The 23292-nt window shown below is 58.3% G+C and carries 22 protein-coding genes; 21 read left to right on the top strand and 1 reads right to left on the bottom strand.

Going from position 1 to position 23292, the window contains the following annotated elements:
- The first annotated feature begins 184 nt into the window (after positions 1-184).
- On the top strand, positions 185-1291 hold the full coding sequence (locus GOV90_RS10130; protein ID WP_171094606.1) for a Hint domain-containing protein: 1107 nt from the start codon (positions 185-187) through the stop codon (positions 1289-1291).
- A gap of 21 nt (positions 1292-1312) precedes the next feature.
- On the opposite strand, the gene GOV90_RS10125 is transcribed toward GOV90_RS10130, so the two are convergent.
- Entirely contained in the window at positions 1313-2509 is a 1197-nt protein-coding gene (locus GOV90_RS10125; protein WP_171094604.1) for an NnrS family protein, read from the bottom strand.
- 244 nt (positions 2510-2753) lie between these two features.
- Between GOV90_RS10125 and GOV90_RS10120 the strand changes: the two genes are divergently transcribed.
- From GOV90_RS10120 to GOV90_RS10025, 20 genes are all read left to right on the top strand, one after another.
- Entirely contained in the window at positions 2754-4430 is a 1677-nt protein-coding gene (locus GOV90_RS10120) for a cytochrome D1 domain-containing protein (RefSeq protein WP_171094602.1), read from the top strand.
- Between the two features lie 124 nt (positions 4431-4554).
- Entirely contained in the window at positions 4555-6339 is a 1785-nt protein-coding gene (locus GOV90_RS10115; protein WP_171094600.1) for a NapC/NirT family cytochrome c, read from the top strand.
- 54 nt (positions 6340-6393) lie between these two features.
- Positions 6394-6795 (top strand): plastocyanin/azurin family copper-binding protein, encoded by a 402-nt coding sequence (locus tag GOV90_RS10110; protein WP_171094598.1) that lies wholly within the window; start codon positions 6394-6396, stop codon positions 6793-6795.
- Positions 6796-6982: 187 nt separating this feature from the next.
- The gene (gene cobA / locus GOV90_RS10105) at positions 6983-7744 is read left to right on the top strand and encodes a uroporphyrinogen-III C-methyltransferase (protein WP_171094596.1); all 762 of its coding nucleotides are present in this window, start codon (positions 6983-6985) and stop codon (positions 7742-7744) included.
- 64 nt (positions 7745-7808) lie between these two features.
- A complete protein-coding gene (locus tag GOV90_RS10100; protein WP_171094961.1) occupies positions 7809-8117 on the top strand; it encodes a cytochrome c in 309 nt (102 codons plus the stop codon).
- A complete protein-coding gene (locus GOV90_RS10095; protein WP_171094595.1) occupies positions 8114-9259 on the top strand; it encodes a cytochrome D1 domain-containing protein in 1146 nt (381 codons plus the stop codon). Before GOV90_RS10100 ends, GOV90_RS10095 begins: the two co-directional genes overlap by 4 nt.
- A 3-nt stretch (positions 9260-9262) precedes the next feature.
- On the top strand, positions 9263-10252 hold the full coding sequence (locus tag GOV90_RS10090; RefSeq protein ID WP_171094593.1) for an AsnC family transcriptional regulator: 990 nt from the start codon (positions 9263-9265) through the stop codon (positions 10250-10252).
- Positions 10249-10698 carry an Lrp/AsnC family transcriptional regulator gene (locus GOV90_RS10085; RefSeq protein WP_171094591.1) on the top strand — a complete coding sequence of 150 codons (450 nt, stop codon included), beginning with the start codon at positions 10249-10251 and terminating at the stop codon, positions 10696-10698. Before GOV90_RS10090 ends, GOV90_RS10085 begins: the two co-directional genes overlap by 4 nt.
- Complete coding sequence (locus GOV90_RS10080) at positions 10695-11177, top strand: AsnC family transcriptional regulator (protein ID WP_171094589.1); 483 nt, start codon at positions 10695-10697, stop codon at positions 11175-11177. Before GOV90_RS10085 ends, GOV90_RS10080 begins: the two co-directional genes overlap by 4 nt.
- A gap of 3 nt (positions 11178-11180) precedes the next feature.
- On the top strand, positions 11181-12398 hold the full coding sequence (nirJ, locus tag GOV90_RS10075; RefSeq protein ID WP_171094588.1) for a heme d1 biosynthesis radical SAM protein NirJ: 1218 nt from the start codon (positions 11181-11183) through the stop codon (positions 12396-12398).
- Positions 12399-12471: 73 nt separating this feature from the next.
- Positions 12472-13995: a nitrite reductase gene (locus tag GOV90_RS10070; protein ID WP_171094586.1), complete on the top strand. Its 1524-nt coding sequence runs from the start codon at positions 12472-12474 to the stop codon at positions 13993-13995.
- Positions 13952-14215, top strand: a complete 264-nt coding sequence (locus tag GOV90_RS10065) for a hypothetical protein (protein WP_171094584.1) — start codon at positions 13952-13954, stop codon at positions 14213-14215. Before GOV90_RS10070 ends, GOV90_RS10065 begins: the two co-directional genes overlap by 44 nt.
- A gap of 88 nt (positions 14216-14303) precedes the next feature.
- Positions 14304-14768 (top strand): DUF2946 family protein, encoded by a 465-nt coding sequence (locus tag GOV90_RS10060; RefSeq protein WP_174825495.1) that lies wholly within the window; start codon positions 14304-14306, stop codon positions 14766-14768.
- Positions 14759-16939, top strand: coding sequence for a NosR/NirI family protein (locus GOV90_RS10055; protein ID WP_171094582.1), 2181 nt, complete (start codon positions 14759-14761; stop codon positions 16937-16939). The genes GOV90_RS10060 and GOV90_RS10055 overlap by 10 nt, the downstream gene beginning before the upstream one ends.
- 14 nt (positions 16940-16953) lie before the next feature.
- The gene (gene nosZ / locus GOV90_RS10050; RefSeq protein ID WP_171094580.1) at positions 16954-18861 is read left to right on the top strand and encodes a TAT-dependent nitrous-oxide reductase; all 1908 of its coding nucleotides are present in this window, start codon (positions 16954-16956) and stop codon (positions 18859-18861) included.
- Position 18862: 1 nt separating this feature from the next.
- Positions 18863-20119: a nitrous oxide reductase family maturation protein NosD gene (locus tag GOV90_RS10045; protein WP_171094578.1), complete on the top strand. Its 1257-nt coding sequence runs from the start codon at positions 18863-18865 to the stop codon at positions 20117-20119.
- Complete coding sequence (locus tag GOV90_RS10040; RefSeq protein ID WP_171094576.1) at positions 20109-21002, top strand: ABC transporter ATP-binding protein; 894 nt, start codon at positions 20109-20111, stop codon at positions 21000-21002. The genes GOV90_RS10045 and GOV90_RS10040 overlap by 11 nt, the downstream gene beginning before the upstream one ends.
- Positions 20999-21820, top strand: a complete 822-nt coding sequence (locus GOV90_RS10035) for an ABC transporter permease (RefSeq protein ID WP_171094574.1) — start codon at positions 20999-21001, stop codon at positions 21818-21820. Before GOV90_RS10040 ends, GOV90_RS10035 begins: the two co-directional genes overlap by 4 nt.
- Positions 21817-22332: a nitrous oxide reductase accessory protein NosL gene (locus tag GOV90_RS10030; protein ID WP_171094573.1), complete on the top strand. Its 516-nt coding sequence runs from the start codon at positions 21817-21819 to the stop codon at positions 22330-22332. Before GOV90_RS10035 ends, GOV90_RS10030 begins: the two co-directional genes overlap by 4 nt.
- Positions 22329-23225 (top strand): FAD:protein FMN transferase, encoded by an 897-nt coding sequence (locus GOV90_RS10025; RefSeq protein WP_171172841.1) that lies wholly within the window; start codon positions 22329-22331, stop codon positions 23223-23225. The genes GOV90_RS10030 and GOV90_RS10025 overlap by 4 nt, the downstream gene beginning before the upstream one ends.
- Positions 23226-23292 lie beyond the last annotated feature (67 nt).

Genomic DNA, 23292 nt, shown 5'->3' with positions numbered 1-23292 from the left:
CATGCCTTAACGAAAGTCAAGACATTGGATGTGACGCGATGATGTCTCTAAAGTTCTTTATGAGCACCCAAATCGCGCCCAGAAATTGACTTAAAATCACACGATGTTAACTGATATCGCGTGAGAGTAGCCGGAGAGTGTGCCAACGCTTCGGATCAGCAGTAAAATAGTGACGGGTTAATCGATGGCGAACTATTCATATATCGGCTATGTGCCGGGGGTTATTTCACTAAACTTCACTGGGTTTAACACCGGCAATATCACGCTTTCGGGGACTTACGATGCCGCGACAGATAGACGGGTCTTTGATGTAACTGACGCGGCCGGGGGTACGCTGGTCAATGGCGCCCCCGACAATGGGACAGACTTTAACGGCGATCGGTTCAATAACGAATTTGGCGATGACCTGACCCAGACCGGTGTCGTAACCAACCTTGATGGTTCTGTCACGATAGACACAGGTGCGATCTATCTCGAGGAATCGTACAGCCTCAGCAAGCCGGGTGGCGGCACCATAGACGTATTCCGTGTCGAGGTTGAAGGTAATCTGGTCGGATACATCACTTCAGAACCTCTGGTGGCCGGAACGACTTATTCCTTTGTCAGGTCAAACGTAACACCGACCAACGCACCGGACACATCAGACCCTACCGCGATCATAGATGTCCCCTGCTTCGTGGCCGGAACACGGATCACGACACCAGATGGCCCTGTTTCCATAGAAGATCTGCATGTCGGGGATTTTGTTGTGACAGCCGATAACGGGCCGCAAGAAATACGCTGGATTGGTTCGCGTGTGTTGGATGCGACCGATTTGGCCGCGCGCCCAAAACTTCTGCCAATTCGGATAGCAGCTGGAAGCCTTGGCAAAGGGCTGCCGGAACGGGACCTCTTGGTCTCGCCTCAACATCGGATGATGCTTCGTTCACCCATCGCCGTTCGAATGTTCGACAGCGCAGAAGTTCTGGTTCCGGCGCACAAACTGGTTGGCATTCCGGGCATAAATGTGGACGTGATGGCGCAAGACGTCGTCTATTTTCATATTCTGTTCGACCAGCACGAGATCATCTATTCCGAAGGCGCCCCATCCGAGAGCCTGTTCACCGGTGCCCAGGCCATGGCCAGTATCCACTCGGACGCGCGCGCTGAAATCCTCGAACTATTTCCAGAGCTTGCGCAACCAAACTACATCCCACAGCCAGCAAGACAAATCCCGGATAAGGGCAGGCGCGCACGCGCTCTAGTCTCTCGGCATATCAAGAATGAGCGCCCGCTGATTTCCGAATGCTAGGTCTCGGAGAGCCAGTTGGGCTCAAAGCGCCTTTGCCACCCGAGGTCCTGTCAAAGCAGGCCACATTGCGAAGACATACAGCCCAACAGCTGCAATCCAAAGGCCGTCAGCCATCAACATGGCGGTCATATAGCCGCCTGTCAGCTCTGACCCCAACCAACGCACCAAAGCCGCAGCGGCCATCAACCCATAAGCAATCACCATCGGAGACGGTGCAACAAGCGGGCGGCCACTGTGACCCAGAGCAGCGCGGCTCATGACCGCGAGGGTCATGCCGCCCACGCAACCGATCCCCAGCAGGTGAATCGCACCAACCTCGTTGCCAAACCCAATAGCTGCCAGCCCCCAAAGAATCAGTCCAAGAGCCAACATTCCGAGACCTAAAAACAAAGCCAGAAGGATTGGCTGGCGCATAGCCCATCGTGCTCTCCAACGGGCCATGCGCGATAGTTGCACGCAGCCCAACACCAGAGCAACAACACCTGCCACTGGACTTGTTTGCAGCGTCAGCACAAGCAAAGGCAGAAGCAGCGCCAGAAACATCGCCGCCTTGTCTAGCTGCGGCACCGAAACAGGCCAGGACGCCTCTGGCTGACCCGCGCGTTTCATTGCATTGCGGGTAAAAGCTGGTGTGATCCGGCCGCCCAGAATCGCGATCATCGAGCAAAGAGCAAGCAACCCCGCCCGGACCCCTGTGTTCAACGTATCAGTGGTTGCTCCGATCCATTCCAGATGGACCAACAGATTGGCGATCCAGATCAAACCCAGAAGATACACAAACACCATGTTTTGCGGCTTGGGTCGACGGAACAACTGACTCGCAACTTTAAGTGCCAGAATTGGCACAAAAATCAGATCCAAAAAGGCCACGAGCAAGGGCGACAATGAACCTGAAAACCAGACGGCCACCCGCCCGGCAATCCATAGAAACGCGACAACAGTAATAAAGCGTGCCCGTGCCTCGGGGGCACCGGTCCAATTTGGAACAGCGGTCAGGAAAAACCCACCCAAGGCTGCTGTCGCATAGCCAAATAGCATTTCATGGGCGTGCCACATAACCGGTGGCATGGCATAGCTTTGATCCCAAAATGGCAACAGACCGTCCAGCGAAGCCAACCATGCGCCCCAAGCTAAACCTGCGAACACACCATAAAGACCCGCCAAGAGGAAAAAGACCCGAAATCCCTCACTGAAAACGCGTTTTATCACAGACGCCATGACCGCTCTCCATAGCCTCACCAGTGGTTACGCAAGCTCTATCGCGGCGGGTCTTACGCGGCCTTAACCGAAATCAAGCATCGCTTAAACATGTGCGAAATTCTCAAGTTTTATTGGTGTTTCAACAGTTGAATTATTGCCTTTAAGTCTCAGTTTGCGCCCCTGCCGTTGACTTTGGTCAAGGATGACATCTCCGTGATGGCTCAGTCTCTGCCTTGCCTCACCACGCAAATGGAGAGTGATCATGTCACTTGGAATCAGCTACAACAAAACTGGCCGCGCATTGGGGGTCGGATTGGCAATGTTGTTGGGCAGCGTCGCTGCTCCAACCTTCGCCGAAGAGCCAACTCTCAGCAAGGAAGCCTTTGAATCATCCAAACAACTGTACTTTGAACGCTGCGCCGGCTGTCACGGCGTGCTGCGCAAAGGGGCGACAGGTAAAAGCCTTGAGCCATTGGTGGAAACCAAAAACGCCGACGGTACCGTAACCGAATCCGGCACCCTGAAGCTGGGTCAGGAACGGCTTGAAAAGATCATCGCCTGGGGGACCGAAGGCGGGATGAACAACTTCTCGGACGTTATGTCCGAAGAAGAAATCCGCGATATGGCAACCTACATCCAGATGGAGCCGCCCCAGCCACCGGAAATGTCGCTTGAACAGATGATGGCGACACGCAAGGTCTATGTTGAACCCGAGGACTACCCGACCGAGCCACTACATGGCCGCAACTGGGAAAACTTCTTCGTTGTCATCGAGCGTGACGTGGGCAAGGTGGCCGTGATCGACGGTGACACCAAGGAAGTCCTGGCGCACATCCCGACGGGTTACGCCGTGCACGTTCTGAAAGCCTCCGAACACCATAAACTGGAAGAACCCGAAAACCCGGGCCGCTTCTGGTACACGATGGGTCGCGACGGCAAGATGACCAAGATCGACCTGTGGCAGAACCCCGAGAACATGTTGGTGGCAGAAGTGACCATTGGCTATGACGCCCGCGATGTGGCCGTTTCGGGCGACGGTAAATACGTGATCGGTGGGGCCTATTGGCCGCCGCACTTCGCCATTGTCGACGCTGAAACCATGGAGCCTAAGAAGGTTGTCTCGACCCGCGGCTACAACGTCGATGGGGATTATGTGGAAGAGGCCCGCGTGGCTGCGATCTACACTACGCCAAACGAACCCACCTGGATCGTTGCCGTGAAAGAACTGGGTCAGTTGTGGCAGGTCGATTATACCGATCTGGAAAACCTGCGGATCGACAAGATCGACAGCGCCAAGTTCCTGCATGACGGGTTCTTTGACCCGACCGGCCGTTACTTCCAGATCGCCGCAAACGCGTCGAACAAGATGGTTGTGGTCGATACCGAAACCCACAAGCTGGAAGCTCTGATCGACACCGCGCCGCTGCCGCACCCCGGCCCGGGCGCCAACTGGGATGACCCGAACTGCGGCCCTGTTGCCGGTACAACCCACTTGGGCGAAGGCACCGTGACCGTTTGGAGCAACGACCCTGAAGGTCGCCCGGATGATGCCTGGAAGGTCTGCTACGAAGTCGAAACTGACGGACCCGGTCTGTTCATCCGGACACACCCGGAATCAGACTACATCTGGGCTGACCAGACCAAGCACCCCGAGCCTGAGATCCAGCAATCGGTGCAGGTCATCGACAAGGCAACCGGTGAGATCGTGAAAACGATCCAGATCACTGAAGAGGAAGGCAACGTCGCCGTCCACTTCGAGTTCAACCAGGATGGTTCCGAGGTCTGGGTTTCCAAGTGGAACCGTTCGACCTCGAAAGAACCAAACGGTGAGATTGTGATCTTCGACGCCAAGACGCTGGAAGAGATTGGCCGCGTGAAGGGACTGTTTGCGCCCACCGGCAAGTTCAACGTCTACAACCGGTCGAACCACGTCACCTGACGGGTTTGACACTAGAACCAGAAAGGGCGGGCCCCTCGCCCGCCCTTTCTTCGTTTTCCCCATCAGCTAATCGCGTCGGCCTGACACGCCGCGCCAGTCAAGACAGCCAAGACGGAGCCCGGATATGACCTCCGAACCTGATAAAAAACCACCGATCTGGCGCCGGTATTTCCTATGGGGGATGCCCGTGGCCGGCATTGCCGCAGCCTTTGCTGCCGGTATCATCTTCTGGGGTGGGTTCAACACCGCCATGGAAGCCACAAACACCAAGGAATTCTGCGTCTCGTGCCACGAGATGCGCGATTTCGTCTACGAGGAATACACCGGCACGATCCACGATGTGAACCGGTCCGGCGTAGGGGCTGTCTGTTCAGACTGCCACGTGCCCAAGGACTGGACCCACAAGATGATCCGCAAGATAAAGGCGTCCAGAGAGCTGTATGGCAAGATGGTCGGATCCATCAACACCCGCGAGAAGTTCGAGGCCAAACGCGTTCATCTGGCCATGAACGAATGGGAACGGATGAAAGCCACCGACTCGCGCGAATGCCGCAACTGTCACGATTTTGAATCGATGATGCCCGAGTTTCAGAAACCCCGCGCGCGTCAGCAGCATCTGAACGCAATGACGGTCGGTCAAACTTGTATCGACTGTCACAAGGGGATTGCGCATTCGGACGCCCGTGACCGGGCTGACGAGGAATATCTCGAAGAGCTTGAAGCCCCAAACCCAGCGTTCATTCGTGAGATCCCAGCCGAGTATCTGGCAAGCCTCGAGAAGATTGAAGCCCAGGAAGCCGCTGAAGCCGAAGCAGAAAAAGCTGCCAAAAAAGTACAGCAAGAGGCCGTTCAGGCGCAGATCGCAGCCGCTGTCGACGCTGCTGTCACAGAAGAACGAGCTAAAGCAGCTGGAGAAGAAGCCGCGGCCCCTTCAGGCGGTGGTGGAGATATCGCAACCAACATCGACTGGAACGCGGTTGCCAGTGCAGATCTGAAACTGTTCTATCCCGGTCAGGCTTCGTTTGAGTGGGTACAGAACGGCAAGTTCCACGGCGGGGCGCGGCCCCTGACCAAAGGTGGCGATCAGTGCACCACATGCCACGCCAAGGAACTGGACACGATCGGCAACAAGATCGTTGCAGGCGGCGAGCTTGAACCAACACCGATCCCCGGAAAACGCGGTGTGATCGACGCAACTGTTCAGGCGGCGCATGACGACGAAAACCTGTATATCCGCCTGCAATGGCCGGATGCGGGCCACAACCCTGCCCCGTTTGTGGACGGCGGCAAGATGGATCCCGACAACCAGATCAAGGTCGCCATGATGATCACCGGCACAGGTATCGAGTTGGGCGAACAAGTGGGCTGCTGGGCGTCTTGCCACGCGGACAACTCTTATATGCCGTTTGATCCCGGTGCCGAGGCAATCGGCGCCAATGGTGACGTAGCCGGTCGTCTAAATACGCAGGACACTGTTACCAAATACATCAGCGAAAGCCGCACGGATGTCGAAATCAAAGGTCGACGTGGCAAGGCACTGGGCGGTTGGGACAAGCTGCAGGCTGCGGAACAGATCGAGCAGTATCTGGCCGATGGCACCTATCTTGACCTGATGCGCGTCTATGCAGACGGCAGCGCCACTAACGGCTATCTGCTGGAACAGCGCGTGGTCAATGACGGTGAAATCGCCGCGTCGGCTGAATTGTCCGGCGGTATGTGGACGGTGGTCTTCACTCGCCCGCTGAACTCTGGCGCGCCCGGTGATGTGCCGCTGGAAGCAGGCCAGACTTATACCGTTGGCTTTGCGATCCACGACGACTTCAGCGCTGCCCGGTTCCACCATGTGACGCTGAACACCAGTCTCGCGCTGGACGACGACAGTGCATTCATCAACGTGGTCAAACAATAACGGATCGGGGCCGGGTCATCCGGCCCCCGTCACTTTGGAAGGGAGACATGGACTATGAAACCCCAACGCCTTCTTCCCGCGCTGCTGCTTTTGGCCGCGCCAGCCTGGGCGGATGAAACCGCCGAACTGTGTGCCGAGGCGGAAGACCGTTATGTCGAGCTGTTTGATCAGCCTTCATCCGCCGTCGAGGACGCCCAAGTGGTGCTGATGTATAAATACAATTTCTGCCCGTTTGAGCTGACCGTGAAGGCAGGCACAACTGTCCGCTGGGTGAATGTCGATAAACGCACCAGCCATTCGGTTCTTTTGAAAGACGGCAGCGAACCCGAAAGCGACCGTTTGTTCCCTGAGGAAACAGTCGACCTGACGTTTCTCACACCCGGCCCGCAGGAATATTTGTGCGGCCCGCATTGGGAAACACAGAACATGATCGGAATGATCACCGTCGAACCCTAAAGCAATAAAATACAGGCAAGAAAACAGGAGCGCGGGCGCAAATCCCGCGCTCCTTAACTTATGTCAAGGAGGTCGGTTTGCGATTGCGCCACCTTGTTCTCATGACACGCCCGGCAGGCCCAGCGACGTCCCGTTTACGCAAGGCAGATCCGGGTTTCGATGACATTCAGACCAAGCGAGTTTGCACATGAGCGGTAAGGTTTTTCTGATTGGCGCAGGCCCTGGCGATCCCGAGCTGATGACCCTGCGCGCATTGCGGATGCTGCAAGAAGCAGATGTAGTGGTCTATGATCGGCTGGTGTCTGCCGACATTCTAAACTTGCACACCGAGGGGGCACGGCTGATCCCGGTTGGCAAAGCACCTAAATGCCACACGGTTCCACAAGACCGCATCAACGAAATTCTGCTGGAAGAGGCCAGTGCGGGTCACACGGTTGCCCGTCTCAAAGGCGGCGATCCGATGATATTTGGCCGCGGCTCAGAGGAGGCCGCTTATCTGATGGCCCACGGTGTCGCTGTCGAATATGCGCCGGGCATTACGGCGGCACAGGGTGCGTCCGCTTCTACCGGCGTTCCACTGACCCATCGCGGTCTGGCGACCTCGGTGCAGTATGTCACCGGGCACCGTCAGGCCGACAAGGTGCTGGACCTCGACTGGAAACGTCTGGCCGATCCGGACTCGACGCTGGTGGTTTATATGGGTGTTGCCAATATCGGCCAGATCGCCATGGGTCTGATGACGGAAAATCTGCCGGGATCCACCCCGGTTCTTGCCGTCGGCAAAGCGACCACACCGGGTGAAAGCCGCATGGTATCTCGGTTGGACCAATTAGCCACTGACGTGCGCGAGGCCGGGTTAAAAGCACCCACGCTCTTTATAATTGGCAAGGTCGTATCGCTTTATGCCGAACGGCCCGTGGCCGAGCTTTTGGAGCAAGCCAATGGCTAAGCTGGGACGCAGAACAGTTGCGGCAGGATGTGGCGCGCAGCGCCCTGTCGCGCGACGGCATTCGATGCCGTCGGTGTTGCTGACAACGGCTGTGCTCATCGCAACATCCGCCTTCGCCGCTGACACCCTCGACCCCAACGCCCTGAAACGCCTAGTCCATCAGGATTGCGGATCTTGCCACGGTTTGTCGCTTAAAGGCGGTCTCGGCCCCGATCTGCGCAGCGAGACGTTGAAACATTATGATGCGGACGTCCTGACCGGCGTCATCCTTGATGGCATCCCAGACACCGCGATGCCCCCATGGCGACCTCTGATCAGCGAGGAAGAGGCCGAATGGATTGCCCGCTACCTGCTGGAACAGGAGGCACAATGAAACACCTCATACTCGGCCTTGCAGCCTCATTGATGTTGACCACCGCACACGCCGAACCCACAGCGACCGGCGATCTTGGTCTTGTGATCGAACGCGCCAAGGGATCGGTCCTGTTGGTCGATCAATCGGACCGGGCAGCTCTGGCTCGTATCGAAGGTTTGGGCGATTTGTCCCATGCCTCGCTGGTCTATTCGCCTGATGAACGATTTGCCTATGTCTTTGGCCGTGACGGCGGGCTGACCAAGGTTGACATCGTCACCCGCCAGATCGTGAACCGCGTTGTTCAAGCGGGGAACGCCATTGGCGGTGCCATCTCGGACGACGGTACACTTGTTGCCGTGTCGAATTATGAGCCCGGTGGTGTGCGGGTGTTTGATGCTGACACGTTGGAAATGGTTGCGGACATCCCCACCGACAGCAAAACCATCGGTCTTGTGGACGCGCCAGGACGTCGGTTTGTCTTCACCATGTGGGACACGGGCGAGACCTGGATTGCCAACTTCGCCGAAGGCGAACCCGCGATCACCAAGATACCTGACATGGGCAAGAACCCCTATGACGCGCTGATCACCGCCAATGGCCGCACCTATATCACCGGCCTGTTTGGCGAAGACGGCCTGACCGCGCTTGATCTGTGGGCCGACACCCCGGAACCCATCCGTGTGCTGCCTGATTATGGGCGCGGGCAAGAGGAAATGCCCGTCTACAAGATGCCTCATCTGGAAGGCTGGGCGCTGACCGGGCGCGAATTCGTTCTGCCTGCAGTGGGTCATCACGAGGTGCTGTGGGTCGATGCCGACACTTTGTCCGAAACCGGGCGCACCAAAACGCACGGCCAGCCGGTTTTTGCCATGGCGCGCCCGGACGGGCGACAGGTTTGGGTCAATTTCGCCCACCCGCTGAACGACACCATTCAAGTGATCGATAGCGTCAGCAAAGAGATCATTCACGAATTCAAGCCCGGCCCTGCGGTACTGCATATGGAATTCACACCACGCGGGCATGAAGTCTGGATCAGCGTGCGCGACGCCAACAAGGTGATGGTCTACGACACGCAAACGTTTGAGAAATTGCGCGAAATCGACGCCGACAGCCCTTCGGGCATCTTCTTCACGGCCCGCGCGCACAAAACGGGGCTTTGATGGATGCAGCATATCACCGACCCGATTGATTGCCGCCTGTTGGACGACTTTCAGCGCGATTTCCCGATCACAGAGCGCCCATTTCAAGTGCTGGGAGACGCGCTGGGGCTGGACGAAACCGAAGTACTTGACCGTCTGACCCGGATGCGTGCCACCGGTCGCATCACGCGGGTTGGCGCAACCATCACGCCCGGCGCGGTGACAGCCAGCACTCTGGCAGCTGTGTCCGCACCGGAAAATCGGTTGGAAGAAGTTGCCGCCCTGATCGATGCCGAACCTGGGGTGAACCACAATTATCAGCGTGAAGATGCATGGAACCTCTGGTTTGTCGCAACAGGCCCGGACCGCGAACATGTCAACGAGACACTGGCCCGGATCAGCCGGACCTCGGGGTTGCGGGTGCTGGATCTGCGCCTGGTCCGACCGTTCAACGTGGACCTTGGGTTTCGCATGACTGCTGGCGCCAAGAACGTTCCTAGTGCGCGCAAAGTAGACGCATCAGCCATGCGCGATGGGGATCGTTGTTTGCTGCAGACACTCAGCTCGGGCCTTTCACTGGTCGCAGAGCCCTATGAGGCTCTGGCCCGTTCCTTGAACCGGAACGTGGATGACGTGATGGCACGGATCGCCGCCTTGCACACTGCCGGTATCATTTCTCGGCTCGGCGTTATCGTGCGCCACCGGGCACTGGGGTGGTCTGCCAATGCGATGGTTGTTTGGGACTTGCCTGCGGAACAAATTGACACTGCCGGGCCAGCGCTGGCTGCCTATCCCGGTGTCACTCTGTGCTATGAGCGCAATCCGGTCGAAGATGTCTGGCCCTATCGCCTCTATTCGATGATCCACGCCCGGACCCGGAACGAGGCTTTGGACGTGCTGGCCGGTGCAATGGAGCTGCCCGAACTGGCTGGCGCGCGGAATAAGGTGTTGTTTTCGACCCGCTGTTTCAAGCAGACCGGGGCGTTGATTCAAGCGCGGGAGGTTGCCGCATGACTCTGGACGACAAGGACCGCGCGATCCTGAACCGGATGCAGGACGATCTGCCGCTCACCTCTCATCCTTTTGCGGCAGTGGCCGACGAGCTTGGCCTGTCCGAAACCGAGCTGCTGGAGCGTCTGACACGGCTGAAGAAAGACCGCGTTATCACGCGCTTTGGCCCGTTTTTCGACGCAGCCGCCATGGGCGGGGCCTTCTGCTTGTGCTCCATGGCTGTACCGACTGAAAATTTCGAAACCGTCCTGACCAAAGTCAATGCGCACCCGGAGGTCGCCCATAATTATGAACGTACGCACCGGCTGAACATGTGGTTCGTGCTGGCCACCGAAACACCTGAGGGGATCGAGGCCGCCGCCGATGCCATCGAACGGGAAACGGGGATCGATGTTCTCCGTTTCCCCAAACTCCAGGAATTTTTCATTGGCTTCCGGGTGGCAGCATGATCGATGCAACCGACAGACAGATTATCGAGGCGTTGCAAGGGGGCTTACCCTTGTCGCCGACCCCGTATGCGCAGGTTGCCAAGGATCTTGGGCTTCAGGAAACCGATCTGCTTGAACGGCTGACAGCCCTGAAAGCACGCGGTGTGATCCGTCGCATTGCTGCGGCCCCAAATCACTACAAACTTGGCATGACATCGAACGGCATGACCGTTTGGGATGTGGACGATGCCAGCATCACCAAGTTGGGTGCACAGATCGGCGCCCTGCCCTTTGTGACCCATTGTTATGAACGGCCCCGCGCCCTGCCTGACTGGCCCTATAACTTGTTTGCCATGGTGCATGGTGCCAACCCTGATGAGGTTGAACAAAAGCGCGCCGAAATCGCTGCAATTCTGGGCGATGCCTGCCGGGCCAAGGACATCCTCTATTCCACGCGCATCCTGAAAAAGACCGGTCTGCGCCTGAGAAAGAAAGGCTGAGACATGTTCCGCCTGACAGAATACATGCACCAACTCGTCACCCCGACTCCGGTGCGCAAACGCCGCCCCGGCCCAGTGAAACCTGTGGTGATCTGGAACCTGACGCGACGCTGCAACCTGAAATGCCGCCATTGCTATACCGTCTCGGCGGATGTGGCGTTCCCCGGTGAGCTCAGCCATGAGCAAGCCATGGTAACCCTTGAGGATCTTGGCCAGTTTCGCGTCCCGGCCTTGATCCTCTCGGGTGGGGAGCCGCTTGACCGGTTCGATTTCTTCGACATCGCCAAACGTGCCCGTGATCTGGTGCCGATGCTGGCTTTGTCGACCAACGGTACGCGGATTTATGATGAAACCGCCGACATGATTGCCGATGTGGGTTTCAACTACGTCGGCATCTCGCTGGATGGAATTGGAGCGACGAATGACTGGTTTCGTGGCGTCGAGGGCGCTTTTGCCGACGCCTTGCGCGGCGTGCGAGAGTGCAAAAAGCGCGGCATCAAGGTCGGCCTGCGGTTCTGCCTGACCGAAGGCACGCAGCATCACTTGCCTGACTTGTTAAAGCTCTGTGATGATGAAGGGGTCGATAAGTTCTATTTGTCTCACCTCGTCTATGCTGGGCGGGGAGACAAGAACCGAGGCGAAGATGCCGAACACCAGCGCACACGCAAGGGATTGGACCTACTGTTGGAGCGCGCGTGGGAGGCCGCGTCAGGCGGGCGAGCGTTGGATATCGTGACCGGCAACAATGACGCCGATGCAGGGTATTTCCTGAACTGGATCCGCGCGCATTTCGATGCCGAGAAGGCTGCCCATGTCCGCGAGCATCTGGCCGCATGGGGTGGAAACTCCAGCGGTTTGGGAGTCGCCAATATCGACAATCTGGGTCGGGTTCATCCGGACACATATTGGTCCGATTACACGGTCGGCAATGTAAAAACCAAACCGTTTTCGGAGCTTTGGACCAGCGATGACCCGATGCTGGCCATGTTACGAACTCGCCCACGCCCCTTAAAAGGTCGCTGCGGTGCGTGTGAGCTGAAGGACGTCTGCGGTGGCAACACGCGTATTCGCGCCTTGCAACTGACCGGCGATCCCTGGGCCGAAGATCCGGCCTGTTACCTTTCAAATGAAAAAATCGGCGTGGATGACGCGGGAGAGCGCCTGCAGGTCACGCCTTTCCGGGGGAAAAGCCATGATCCGGCGCATCAGTTCTTTGGATAACCCCTCCCTGTTCCGGCAAATCGTGCCACCTGTGGAGCCTGCGGGAGCCTCCGGCGGGAGTATTTGGAAAAAGATGAAGATCGGACTGTTGTGTTCCGTTCTGACGGCTGGTTCGGCATGGGCCGACGCGCCAGCGGATTACGCTGAGCACTGCGCGCCATGCCATGGCGAGAACCGCTTGGGCGGCGTTGGGCCAGCTTTGATCCCCGAGACGTTAAAGCGAATGCGGGGGCCGCGGGTTGCAGCGGTGATCGCCGAGGGCCGCACCGCGACACAGATGCCTGCGTTTTCACATGAGCTCGACGCTTTGCAGATCGAAGAACTGGCGGGGTGGCTAAAATCTCCGCTTGAGAGCGACCCGGAATGGGGTGAAGCTGACATCATGGCCAGCCGTATTCTGGACGAGGATTACACCCCGGTCGAAGCACCCGTGTGGGATAGTGACCCGATGAACATCACGCTGGCGGTGGAGACCGGTGATCATCACGTCAGCGTTCTGGATGGCGACACGTTTGAAGTGCTGGACCGGTTCGAGACCCCTTTTGCCGTTCATGGCGGGCCAAAATTCAGCCCAGATGGCCGATACGTTTTCATCATGTCCCGCGATGGCTGGGTTCAGAAATACGACATCTGGGCGTTGAAGCAGGTTGGACGCGTTCGCGCGGGCCTCAACAGTCGCAACATCGCCATGTCAGGCGACGGAAAATGGGTGGCCGTTGCAAATTACTTGCCCAACAGCCTGTCCCTGCTGTCGACCGCGGACCTCTCGGTTGCCACTGTCATTGAAGTCAAAAGCAAGAAAGGCGTGCCCAGCAGGGTGTCTGCCGTCTATCAGGCCCCACCGCGGGAGAGCTTTGTTTTGGCCCTGAAGGACGTGCCCGAAATTTGGGAGGTGTTCTACGGGGCCAACCCGCCACAATTTGGTATCGGGCATGATTTCCGCATTGAAGGTCAGTTCAAGAATCCCAACCCCTTCCCCGTGCGCAAGATCACCACGCCCGACTATCTGGACGATTTCTTTTTCGACCAGAGCTATGAGTTTGTCATGGGGGCGTCACGTGATGGCAAAGGCGGTCAGGTGATTGATCTGGTGATCGGTCACAAGGTGGCTGATCTTGACCTGCCGGGGATGCCGCATCTTGGGTCCGGTATTACATGGAAGCATGGCGATACGACCGTGATGGCCACGCCCCATCTGACCGATGGTACCGTATCCGTGATCGACATGGAAAGCTGGGAAACCGTCAAGCGGATCAAGACGGAAGGACCGGGGTTCTTCATGCGCAGTCATGAAAATTCACCTTATGTCTGGGCCGACGTGTTCTTTGGCCCGAACAAGGATGCGATGCATGTGATCGACAAGCAGAGCCTTGAAATCGTGAAAACTCTGCGCCCCGCGCCAGGCAAAACCGTGGCTCATGTGGAGTTCACCAAAGATGGTAGCCACGCGCTGGTTTCGATCTGGGAAGATGATGGCGCGGTGATCGTCTATGACGCGCAAACGCTGGAAGAAGTCCGTCGCCTGCCGATGCGAAAACCATCTGGAAAGTACAATGTCTGGAACAAAATCACCTTCTCGGAAGGCACCAGCCACTGACGGCAAATGGCCGGTTTGGAAGCTGGCCATTCTGCTTTATCCCGCCACGGCACTGACCGTGGCTATCAATCTGTTTTTGCTGGGTTTAATTTTACACAGCGCCGGGTTTGGAGCGATTGAACCTGTTCCCGCACTTCTGTGGTCCGTCCCTTTGGGCATTCCAGCGACATGGCTGGCAGGGCGCTGGATACGCGGATTGATGGACGAGGCAGACGGCTAAGCAAAGAATCTGTCTGCCTAACCAAAGTCAAGTATCGGCTAGTAGGAATCCCATACGGTTCAGGAAAGACTTCCGAGTTGGATTCTCCATGTCCGCCTTTCACTTTCTCCACATCCTCCCTGACCGCGTCTTGCGTGCGGCATGTGGAGTGGCGGGCATCCTTCTTCTGTTGTTGCAAATGCTTGCTCCGGCGCTGGCGAGTCCCGGACAAAGCATGTGGGTGGAGATCTGCTCGGAGGCAGGCGCGGTTTGGGTTGAGGTCGACCTTGAGGAGGAAAGCACCCATCCAACCGCGCCCTGCCCGAAATGCGCCGACTGTGCGCTATGCGCGGTAACGACGGCAGGACCTGTGCCAGACACTCCGCTGCTGATCGCGGACCGCACCCTGCAAATTGCACGCCCTGGGATTGGTGATCCGTGTATTTACTATAACTCGAAACGACTGTGGCCCGAAACCCGAGGCCCCCCGTTTGCGACCGAAGAAGAATCTGAACGCGCCCTGCGCGCGTCCATGGCGTCCACCCAAATAATCGGAGGTGCGCCGTGGTCGTAAGTCGCGCAATCCATTTTCTGCTGGCTTTCTCCCTGTCCTGCCTGATTGCGATCAGCGCCCATGCCGACAGTCTGGCCAGTTTCCTGCGTGAGATTGAACCCGCCGATCTGGCCCCCGGTGCCGATGCATTTGGTCCGGTGCGCGATGACATTCCGGTCGCGCCGATCACGAAGGATGGCGAGACCATTGCCTGGGCATTCCTGACGTCTGATTTTGTGGGCACGACGGGATATTCCGGCAAACCCATCCATGTGGTTGCCGGAATCGATGAGAATGCGGTGCTGACGGGCGTGCAACTGGTCAAGCATTCGGAACCCATCGTTCTGATCGGGATCCCCAATTCCCGCATGGTCGAGCTGACCGAAGGCTATGCCGGTCTGGACCTGAAGGTCGAGGCCGAAACCGGTGGCGAGGGGCATGACCTCGACATCATCTCGGGCGCGACGGTCACGATCATGGTCATCGATGACAGCCTTGTGCGCGGCGGCATTAAGGTGGCGCGCGCGCTGGGGTTGGGCGGGTTGTCTCCGCTACAAGCTGATGGGCCGAAACGCGAAGTCGATATGGCACAGGACGAGGTCTTTGACTGGACCACCCTGTCCGGGGACGGATCGGTACGGCGGTTGACGCTGGATATCGGGCAGGTCAACGCAGCGTTTGAAGCAACCGGCGATCAACGGGCGATCAAACGCCCAGAACCGGGCGAACCCGATGACACCTTCATCGACATGCATATGGCGCTGGTTTCGGTCCCATCGATCGGCAAGTCGCTGCTGGGTGCGGCAGAATACCAGAACCTTGTAAACTGGCTGGAAGAAGGCGAGCAGGCCATTCTGGTGCTGGGTCGCGGAGCTTACAGCTTCAAGGGTTCAGGCTATGTGCGGGGCGGTATATTTGACCGAATCCAGCTGATCCAGGGCGACAGCTCGGTTCGGTTCTTTGACAAGCAACAGCGCCGTTTGGGCACAGTTGCCGCGTCGGATGCGCCGAGTTTCACGGAATTGGACATCTTCAAAATCCCTGCTGATGCCGAGTTTGATCCGGCTGAGCCGTTCCGCCTTCAACTGCTGGTACAGCGCGCGATTGGTGCTGTCGAAAAGACGTTCTTAACCTTTGACCTGGGCTACAAGCTGCCGGAACAGTACCTGCTGCCGGTCGCCGCGCCCGTGGTGGTCAATGACGCCACCGGCGAAGCTGCCGCCAAAGCTGCCCTGTGGCAGCGCATCTGGAAGGACCGCACAATCGAGATCGCGGTTCTGGGTGCAATGCTTCTGGTGCTGACTGCGACATTCTTCTTCCAGTTCCACGCCACTATGAACGCGCGCGTCTTCTACTGGTTCCGCATCGGATACCTGACCCTGACGCTGTTCTTCATCGGCTGGTACGCCAATGCGCAGCTGAGCGTGGTGAACCTGATGGCGCTGGCAGGCAGCCTGCGCACCGGTTTCAGCTGGGATGCTTTCCTGCTCGATCCTCTGGTCTTCATCCAATGGTTTGCCGTCGCCGCAGCGCTACTGTTTTGGGGCCGGGGTGCCTATTGCGGCTGGCTCTGCCCGTTCGGTGCGCTGCAGGAACTGACCAACAAGGTCGCGCGGGCGCTCAAGGTCCCGCAATGGACCCTGCCCTGGGGCCTGAACGAACGGTTGTGGCCTGCGAAATACATGATCTTTCTTGGCCTCTTTGGCCTCAGCTTTGTGTCGATCCCGCTGGCCGAGACCTATGCCGAGATCGAGCCGTTCAAGACCGCGATCATTCTGAAATTCATGCGCGACTGGCCTTTTGTGGTCTTTGCGCTGGCTCTGCTGGGGATCGGGCTGTTCATCGAACGGTTCTACTGCCGCTACCTCTGCCCGCTGGGCGGGGCGCTCGCGATCCCCGCTCGTATCCGCATGTTCGACTGGCTGCGCCGTTACAAGGATTGCGGCACCCCTTGTCAGACCTGCGCCAACGAATGCCCCGTTCAGGCGATCCACCCCACAGGCGAGATCAATCCGAACGAGTGCGTCACCTGCCTGCATTGTCAGGTGCTCTACCAGTCCGAGGACAAATGTCCCGTCGTTATCCGCCAGTTGAAACGGCGGGCCAAGACAGGGTCGGTCACACCTAAGACCCCCCCCCTCGGGCAACCACCGGCGAACCATCCGAACGCCAAACCGCAATCCGTTTCCTAAAAGGAGGAACGATCATGTCGGAACACGATAAGAAACTGAACATCACACGCCGCGGGATGCTGGGGGCAACCGCCACCGGCGCGGTGATTGCCGGGACCGGTCTGGGATCAACCCTGATGACCGCGCGCGAGGCAAGTGCTGCTGCGAACGCGCATCTGGAACCGGGCGAGCTGGATGAATATTACGGCTTCTGGTCCTCGGGCCAGACCGGTGAGCTGCGTATCCTCGGTGTGCCGTCCATGCGCGAACTGATGCGCGTTCCGGTGTTCAACCGCTGCTCGGCCACCGGCTGGGGCCAGACCAATGAATCGCTGAAAATCCTGACCGAGGGCCTGCTGCCCGAAACCAAGGAATATCTGGCCGCAAACGGCAAAGTCACTTATGACAACGGCGACCTGCACCACCCGCATATGTCTTTCACCGATGGCACCTATGACGGTCGCTATTTGTTCATGAACGACAAGGCGAACACCCGTGTTGCCCGTGTGCGCTGTGACGTGATGAAATGCGACAAGATCATCGAGATCCCGAACGCACATGACATCCACGGCCTGCGCCCGCAGAAATACCCGCGCACCGGCTACATCTTCGCTAACGGTGAGCACGAAGCACCGCTGGTTAATGACGGCCAGATCCTCGACGATCCGTCGCAATACGTGAACATCTTCACCGCCATTGACGGCGACACGATGGAGATCGCATGGCAGGTGATGGTCTCTGGTAACCTCGACAACACCGATTGCGACTATCAGGGCAAATACGCCTTCTCGACCTCGTACAACTCAGAGATGGGTATGAACCTGGCCGAGATGACCGAGAACGAGCTGGACCATGTGGTCGTGTTCAACCTCAAAGGCATCGAAGAGGCTGTGGCTGCCGGGAACTATCAGGAACTGAACGGCGTCAAGGTCGTCGATGGCCGGAAAGAGGCCGGCGGCAACCTGACCCGCTATATCCCGATCCCGAACTCGCCACACGGTGTGAACGCAGCACCCGACAAGAAACACATCATGATCAACGGGAAACTGTCGCCGACCGTGTCCGTGATTGATGTAGAAAAAGTCGACGCTCTGTTTGCTGACAACGCTGATCCGCGCTCGGCCATCGTTGCGGAACCGCAGCTGGGTCTTGGCCCGCTTCACACTGCGTTCGACGGTAAGGGCAACGCCTATACCACCCTGTTCCTGGACAGCCAGGTGGTGAAATGGGACATCGCCAAGGCCATCGAAGCCTATGGTGGTTCGGACGTTGATCCGATCCTCGACAAAGTGGATGTGCAGTATCAGCCTGGCCACAACTCGACATCGATGGGTGAGACCGCCGAAGCAGATGGCAAGTGGCTGATTTCGATGAACAAGTTCTCGAAGGACCGCTTCCTGAACGTGGGCCCGCTGAAGCCGGAAAACGAGCAGTTGATCGACATCTCGGGTGACAAGATGAAGGTGGTTCATGATGGCCCGACCTTCGCGGAACCGCACGACTCGATCCTCGTGCACCGGTCCAAGGTGAACCCGGTCAATGTCTGGGATCGCAATGATCCGATGTGGGAAGATGCCCGCAAACAAGCCGAGGCAGATGGTGTCGATCTGGACGAAGGTGCCGAAGAACCCATCCGGGACGGCAACAAGGTCCGCGTCTACATGACCTCGACCGCACCCGTGTTCAGCATGGAGAAGTTCACCGTCAAACAGGGTGACGAGGTTACGATCTATGTCACCAACCTGGATGATGTGGACGACGTGACCCACGGGCTGTGTCTGTCGAACTTTGGCATCGCGATGGAGATCGGGCCGCAGGCCACCGCCTCGGTCACCTTCATCGCCGACCGTCCAGGTGTGCACTGGTACTATTGCCAGTGGTTCTGCCACGCGCTGCATATGGAAATGCGCGGCCGGATGTTTGTTGAACCCCGGAGTGCATAAAATGCGTTGGTCCCTGCTCATACCGCTCCTGCTCGGCTCGCCTCTTTGGGCGGCGGATTGGGATGTGCCCAACCGGGCGGGGGCCATCAACGAGATACTGGCGCAGGCGGCGGATGGAGATACCCTCCGCCTGCGCCCCGGTGTTTATACTGAAACGCTGGTTCTGGACCGGCCCGTTACCCTTGACGGGCTGGGACAAGCCACCATTGACGGTCAAGGCGAAGGCAGCGTCATCACCGTGACCGGGCCGGGCGTGACAGTGCGCGGACTGACGGTGATCGGATCGGGCTCGGACCATGACGGGATCGACAGCGGCATCCAGTTGACCAAGACGGCCTACGCGCCGGTGGTTGAAGACAATGTGCTGCTGGGCAATCTCTATGGCATCGACATCCACGGGGCAAAGGACAGCATCGTGCGGCGTAACCGGATCGAAGGACGGCAAGACCAGCGTATGAACGACCGCGGCAACGGGGTTTATGTCTGGAATGCGCCCGGTGCGCGGGTCGAAGACAATGACATCCGGTACGGTCGCGACGGGATCTTTGTGAACTCGTCCAAGAAGAACACTTTCACCGGCAACCTGTTCCGCGATCTGCGTTTTGCCGTGCATTACATGTATGCCGACAATTCGGTGGTCAGTGACAATGTCTCGATCGGTAACGATCTGGGCTATGCGGTGATGTTCACGACCAATGTCACAGTGGCCAACAACGTCTCGATCGGGGACCGCGAACATGGTGTGATGCTGAACTATGCCAACAAGAGCGTCATCACCGGCAACGTTGTGAAAGGCGCGAAAGAGAAATGCACCTTCCTGTATAATTCGAACAAGAACGAATTCACCGACAACTGGTTCCAGGGATGCGGCATCGGCATCCATTTTACCGCTGGCAGCGAGCGCAACAGGATCGTTGGCAATGCCTTTGTCGGCAACCGGACGCAGGTAAAATACGTCTCGACCAAATGGGTCGAGTGGTCTGAAGACGGGCGCGGAAATTACTGGTCCGATTTTGCTGCCTATGATGTGGATGGTAACGGCATCGCCGATGCCCCTTATCGCCCCAATGACTCGATGGACCATGTGCTGTGGACCCAACCCGCAGCCAAATTGTTGCTCGGCTCACCCGCCGTGCAGCTGGTGCGCTGGTCTCAATCGGCCTTCCCGGCACTGCTGCCGGGGGGTGTGATGGACAGCAATCCACTGATGCAAGCCCCTGAACCCCCAGCTATGAAAAAGGTGCCTCATGACGGATAAGGCCCTGACGATTGACCATGTTCTCAAGGATCGAGGCAAAACCCGCGTTCTTGACGATATCACCCTGTCTCTTGCCCCCGGTCAGCGCGTTGCGCTGCTCGGCCACAACGGCGCGGGCAAGTCGACTCTGATCAAATCCATCCTCGGCCTGACGCCGATCAACGGTGGAACAATCCGGATTGGAGAAACCGCCCCCGGTAGCGCCCAAGCGCGGCGCGAGACTGCGTATCTGCCCGAGGCGGTGTCGTTTCACCCGGCCCTGACAGGCCGCGAGCAACTGACTCTGTTTGCGAAACTGTCCGGCGCAAAAGCTGATGTGCCCGGCCTTCTGGAACGCGTTGGCCTGAGCGACGCGCTGGACCGACGGATCGGAGCTTATTCCAAAGGAATGCGGCAACGTCTGGGTCTGGCGCAGGTGCTGCTGGGCCAGCCGAAAGTGGCCCTGTTAGATGAGCCGACAAGCGGGCTGGACCCGATTTCTCGGCAGGACCTTTATGCCATCATCGACGAGCTGGCTGCCCAAGGCACTGCTGTGTTGATCGCATCCCACGCGCTGACCGAGGTCGAGGCCCGCACGGATCGCATCGCCATCATGCGCAAGGGACGGATGGTCGCCGACGACACGCTGAACAGTCTTTCGGCTCTGGCCGGTCTACCGATCCGCTTGAAAGTACGCGCCAGCGTCAATGCTGATGCCTTGGCCGCCGAATTGGGCGGCAGCCGCATCAACGGCGCGTCGGTGGAACTGCTCTGCAGCCCGGCCGACAAGATGGAAGCCCTGCGCCGCATCGCCGGCATGGGCGACGCGGTGGCGGACGTCGAGATGACACCGCCGAAACTGGAAGACCTCTATCGTCACTACGCACAGGAGGAACTGCAATGACCCGTTTCCTCGCCATCACCCGCACCGAAATGTTGATCCTGCGCCGCAACCGCTGGCTGCTGGTCGCCACACTGATCATGGTGCTGTTCGCTTTGGCGCTGACTTTCGCAGGCAGCGCTCCAACCGGAACACTGGGCGTTGACATGCTGACCGTCTCGGTCGCGTCTATGACTACGCTGTCGGTCTATCTTGCCCCCTTGCTGGCGCTTATGATCTCGTTCGACGCCATTGCGGGCGACGTGGACCGGGGCAGCCTGTCGCTGCTTTTGTCCTACCCGGCAGGACGTGGAGAAATCCTGTTGGGTAAGTTCACAGCACATCTGGCCGCATTGTCCTTTGCCATGGCCGTAGGCTTCGGCACCGCTGGCGCTGTAGCCGCGTTCTTTGGTGGCGCTGGGCCAGAAAGCCTATTGGCTCTGGCGCGTCTGATCCTCACATCCATCCTGCTGGGCGCTGTCTTTCTGGCGCTGGGATACCTGCTGTCCGCCCTGGCAAAAGGGGCCACGGCGGCGGCGGGTCTGTCGGCCGGGCTCTGGCTGGTTTTTGTCGTCCTCTATGATCTGGGCCTGTTGGGGGCTGTCGTCATGGACAAGGGCGGCAGCTTCACCCAATCCGTCTTTCCATGGGTGATGGTGGCCAACCCGGCCGACGCATTCCGACTGTGGAACATCGCCGCGACTGAGGGCGTGGCCATGGCATCCGGCATGACCGGGGCTGCGCAGGCCCTTCCCGTCTGGGCAGCACCTGCGTCACTGCTGATCTGGCCCGTGGTGGCTTTCGCCCTCGCGCGGCTTGCATTTCGGAGGGTTGAACCATGAAACATCTCGCCCTAATCGCGCTGGTCGCGCTGGCGGCCTGCAAAGAAGAGGTCGCAGAGGCCCCCAATCCGGTTGATCTGACACCAGACGCGCTGAGCTATTTCTGCCAGATGAACATTGCCAAGCATGGCGGCCCTAAGGGTCAGATCCATCTGGAAGGCTACCCCGCTCCGCTGTTTTTTGCGCAGGTGCGTGACATGGTGGCATACCTCAAAAGCCCCGAACGTGATGCAGAAATAACGGCTGTATACGTCAGCGACATGGGCGTCGCGCCAAGCTGGCGTCAGCCTGGAATTTCGAACTGGATCGCCGCAGATGGTGCGACCTTTGTTGTCGGTGCCAATGTCGCTGGCGGCATGGGTGCGCGAGAGGTGGTGCCGTTTGCCACTCCTACAGACGCCGAATCCTTCATCACTATTTACGGCGGCGCGGCAATGAGCCTGCCAGACATCCCGGATGCCGAAGTGCTTGGTCCTGTTGATCTTGATCTACCGCTGGAGACACCCGCATGACTGCCCTGACACGCCGACGGTTTTTGTTCATCTCAGCTGCCTGCTCTTTGTCCGGTCCGGCTTGGGCGTCGGATGCACGGTGGAATGGAACTGCGCTTGGTGCCGCCGCAAGTCTGCGGCTGGTCGGACTTTCGGATACCGACGCTGCGCCAATCATCAAGGCCGTGGAATCCGAGATGGCGCGGTTAGAGGATATCTTTAGCCTCTATCGTCCTGACTCACAGATCTGCAAGTTAAACAGGTATGGTACACTGAGCGCACCGGCTCCTGAGTTGTTGAGTGTACTGGGCTTATGCACAGCCTTGCATCAGGCCTCGGAAGGTGCGTTTGATCCAAGCGTACAACCTCTGTGGTCGGCAATGGCGACGCAGCCCCCTGCTGAAAATCTGGATGAAGTACAGCAGCTAATCGGTTGGGGAAAGGTCTATTTCGACGCTTCAGTAGTGCGCCTGCCTGTGCCCGGTCAATCGGCACTGACGTTGAACGGCATCGCACAGGGCGCAATTACAGATCGGATCGCAGCACTTCTGCGTGGATTTGGTTTGCGCGATGTTTTGGTTAACATGGGAGAGGTCGCCGCTTTGGGCACGCGGGCCGATGGCACCCCCTGGAACGTCGGGATCGCCGCACCGGATCAAAGAGTGTTGAAACGCATTTCGTTGCAAAACCGCGCAGTTGCCACATCGTCGTCCTTAGGCTCGGAACTGGGCCCTGGACTTGGCCACATCATCACCCCAAACGGGCCAGCCCGCGACAACAGGACGGTTTCGATTTCTGCCCCGGACGCCAGTCTGGCGGATGGTCTATCAACCGCACTTTGTGCCGCTCCATACCGGCAAGCGAACGAAATCGCGCGGCAGTTTCCAGGCGTCCGGATCGAATTAGACGCATGAAAATCCCCCTTCAAGTCTCAAAGTGATCAATAAAATTTCTGAACAAATATGACTTAGGTCAAATCGC

This window comes from Ruegeria sp. HKCCA5929 (genome assembly GCF_013034525.1).
In the GTDB taxonomy this organism is placed as follows: domain Bacteria; phylum Pseudomonadota; class Alphaproteobacteria; order Rhodobacterales; family Rhodobacteraceae; genus Ruegeria.
This window is presented reverse-complemented; position numbering and strand designations above follow the sequence as displayed.